The following is a 3,584-nucleotide window of genomic DNA, read 5'->3' as shown; positions in this document are numbered from 1 at the left end:
CGGTGGCGGCGGTGGGAGCGGTGGGCTCCGCGGCCGCTGCGGTTCCGGCGGCCTCGGCGGCCCGGTACAGCACCTCGAGGGCGTACCGGTGCAGGCGCAGCAGCAGGCGGACCTGGTGCCAGGGGGCGTCCTGCGGATGCGGAGCCGGGTCCGGGGACAGCCCGTGGGCCAGCGCCTCCGCGTTGTACGGGCTGCCCGCGGTGATCAGGGGCAGCGCCGCGACGGCGTCGACGAGCCGCTCCCGCGCGGCCTCGGCCGGCGGGCGCAGGTCGGCGGTGCCGGCGGCCGGGGTCAGCGGAACCTCGCTGGCCAGCACGGCGACCTTGTCGGCGACGGCGTGGAACCGGGAGGAGCCGAGGGCCTGGAGCGCCGTGGAGTGCGCCCGGGTCCGGGCCAGGGTGAGCTGCCGGTCCAGCAGGGCGCCGGCCTTGGCGGCGCCCACGGTGAGGCTGCCGCGCCCGGGGGCGGCGGTGGTGGTCCCGGCCGTGGCGGCGACGGCGGCCGGGGCGGAGGACCGGGCCGAGCCGCCGGGCCCGCCGGGTCCGCCCGCCGGACCGGCCCCGGCCGGTCCCTGGGCCGGGAGCGCCGCCGTGCCGGACAGCCGGTGCAGTGCCTGGAGCAGCCGCTCCAAACGTGCCGAGCAGGCGTGTTCCAGTGCCAGGGTGCCGGAGACCCAGGCCAGCTCCGGGCGCATCGCCTCGGACCAGTCGGGGTCCAGGACCGCCTGGAAGGTGTGCAGGCTGCCGCTGATCCGGCGGGCGGACCGGCGCAGCGCGAGCGCCGCTTCGACGGAACCCTCCGAGGCCGCCGCGCCCGCCCCCGCCTCCCGGTGGAGACGCAGCGCGCGCAGGAACTCGGTGGCCTGGGCCCGTAGATAACCCGACAGGGCCTCCGCGGACACCGGACCGGCCGTCGGACCGGTTGTCAGTCCGGTCCTCGGGCCGGTGCTCGGGCCGGACTCGGAGCCGGGGCCCGAGCCCGGTCCTGAGCCGGTTCTCGGGTCCGTCGGGTCAAGGTGTTGCTGTGCCACGCCGGCGCCTCCGGGCGTCTATGAGCATCTCCTGGATGTGTCGCAGGGGCCGGCCGTCCGCGTCCGTCGCGTGCCGTGTCCACTCGCCGTCCGGGCCGAGGTGCCAGGACGTGATGGTGTCGGACATGCCGGACTCCAGCAGCCGGTTCAAGGACGCCCGGTGGGCGGGGTCGGTGACCCTGACCAGCGCCTCGATACGGCGGTCCAGGTTGCGGTGCATCATGTCCGCGCTGCCGAACCACACCTCGGGCTCGCCGCCGTTGCCGAAGGAGAAGATGCGGGAGTGTTCGAGGAAGCGGCCGAGGACGGACCGGACCCGGATGTTCTCCGACAGCCCCTCGACGCCCGGCCGGATCGCGCAGATGCCACGCACCCACACGTCCACCGGCACCCCCGCCTGCGAGGCCCGGTACAGGGCGTCGATGATCGCCTCGTCCACCATCGAGTTGACCTTGATGCGGACGTACGCGGGGCGTCCGGCACGGTGGTGCTGGGCCTCCTTGTCGATCCGGGAGATCAGCCCGTCGCGCAGGGACTTGGGGGCGACCAGCAGCCGCCGGTACGTCTCGCGGCGGGAGTAGCCGGAGAGGCGGTTGAACAGGTCCGAGAGGTCCGCGCCGACCTGCGGGTCGGCGGTGAGCAGGCCGAGGTCCTCGTAGAGCCGGGCCGTCTTCGGGTGGTAGTTGCCGGTGCCCACGTGGCTGTACCGCCGGAGCGTCTCGCCCTCCTGGCGGACCACCAGGGACAGTTTGCAGTGGGTCTTCAGACCGACCAGACCGTAGACGACGTGGCAGCCGGACTCCTCCAGCTTGCGCGCCCACTTGATGTTGGCGGACTCGTCGAACCGGGCCTTGAGCTCGACCAGGACGAGGACCTGCTTGCCGGACTCGGCCGCGTCGATGAGCGCGTCGACGATCGGGGAGTCGCCGGAGGTCCGGTACAGGGTCTGCTTGATCGCGAGGACGTCCGGGTCGGCCGCCGCCTGCTCCAGGAAGGCCTGCACCGACGTGGAGAACGAGTCGTACGGGTGGTGCAGCAGCACGTCCCGGCTGCGGAGCGCGGCGAAGACGTCCGGCGCGGACGCCGACTCGACCTCGGCGAGATCGCGGTGCGTGCCGGCGATGAACGCGCGGTACTTCAGCTCCGGCCGGTCGAGCCCGTGGATGCGGAAGAGGCCGGTGAGGTCGAGCGGCCCCGGCAGCGGGTACACCTCGGCCTCGCTGATCTTCAGTTCGCGCACCAGGAGGTCCAGGACGTCACGGTCGATGGACTCCTCGACCTCGAGGCGCACCGGCGGCCCGAAGCGGCGCCGCATGAGCTCCTTCTCCAGGGCGATGAGGAGGTTCTCGGTGTCGTCCTCCTCGACCTCCAGATCCTCGTTGCGGGTGAGCCGGAAGGCGTGGTGCTGGAGCACCTCCATGCCCGGGAACAGCTCCTCCAGGTGGGCGGCGATGACGTCCTCGACGGGGACGTAACGGCCCGGGGAGCTCTCCAGGAAGCGGGACAGCAGCGGCGGCACCTTGACCCGGGCGAAGTGCCGGTGACCGGTGACCGGGTTGCGCACGATCACGGCCAGGTTCAGCGACAGTCCCGATATGTACGGGAAGGGGTGCGCCGGGTCGACCGCCAGGGGGGTCAGCACGGGGAAGATCTGGTGCCGGAAGAGGGTGAACAGGCGGGCCTGCTCCTTCTCCGTCAGCTCGCTCCAGCGGACCAGGTGGATGCCCGCGTCCGCCAGCCCGGGGAGGACGTCCTCGTGGAAGCAGGCGGCGTGCCGTGCCATCAGCTCGCGCGAACGGGACCAGATCATCTCCAGCACCTCGCGCGGCTGGAGGCCGGACGCGGAGCGGGTGGCGACACCGGTGGCGATGCGGCGCTTGAGACCGGCCACCCGGACCATGAAGAACTCGTCCAGGTTGCTGGCGAAGATCGCGAGGAAGTTGGCCCGCTCGAGGAGGGGGGTGCTCGGGTCCTCGGCGAGCTCCAGAACGCGCTCGTTGAAGGCGAGCCAGCTGCGCTCCCGGTCGAGGAACCTGCCCTGGGGGAGCGGCTCGCCGCCCGTGTCCGACTCCTTGTAGACGTCCAGGTCCGAGTCGATGTCCGGTTCCAGATCGGAGACCGTCCCGGCCACGGTGTGCGGCCGGTGGGCGGCGATCGAGCCCACGGAGGGCTGCGGGTGTTGCACCTGGCCCGTGGCTTGTACCTGACCCTTGGCGGTGGCGCCAATTTTGGCGTTCGACTGGCTCATGAATCCATTGTTCCGCGCCACAGGCCTTATAGGCGCGCCGGACGGCGGGGGCGGGAGGGATCGTGCCCCTGGGGCGGCCCCGTTCCCCCCGGGTGGCGGGGGCGGCTCTGGCACGACGGGATGCATGCGCCGAGCGTCGCAAGACTGTCTGAATCCCCGGTTACGGAGACATGACGTGTGGGCTATCGGGGCGCGGCCCACCGGGGCCGGGGCGGGCGCGCGGAGGCCGGACCCCGGCGCGCGCACCGGGCGCCCGCGCGCCGGTGGGGCGTCGCTCCGGTCGGTGTTCTCGGGACGACCGTATGC

At 73.0% G+C, this 3,584-nt stretch carries 2 protein-coding genes; both read right to left on the bottom strand.

Annotated elements, in window-relative coordinates; translation table 11 throughout:
* A partial coding sequence (locus tag AOK11_RS19755; protein ID WP_079034966.1) for a CHAD domain-containing protein occupies positions 1-1,030 on the bottom strand: 1,030 nt, incomplete at its 3' end.
* Positions 1,011-3,404: an RNA degradosome polyphosphate kinase gene (locus AOK11_RS19750; protein ID WP_206188886.1), complete on the bottom strand. Its 2,394-nt coding sequence runs from the start codon at positions 3,402-3,404 to the stop codon at positions 1,011-1,013. The genes AOK11_RS19750 and AOK11_RS19755, both read right to left, overlap by 20 nt.
* Positions 3,405-3,584 lie beyond the last annotated feature (180 nt).

The organism is Streptomyces hirsutus (assembly GCF_001418415.1).
Lineage (GTDB): Bacteria > Actinomycetota > Actinomycetes > Streptomycetales > Streptomycetaceae > Streptomyces > Streptomyces hirsutus.
Note: the sequence above shows the minus strand (reverse complement) of the source record. Positions and strands in the feature narration are given on the sequence as shown.

What these genes read in the sequence shown, in the direction of transcription:
- AOK11_RS19750 (WP_206188886.1), bottom strand. Translation starts at nt 3,404, where the DNA reads ATGCATCCCGTCGTGCCAGAGCCGCCCCCGCCACCCGGGGGGAACGGG.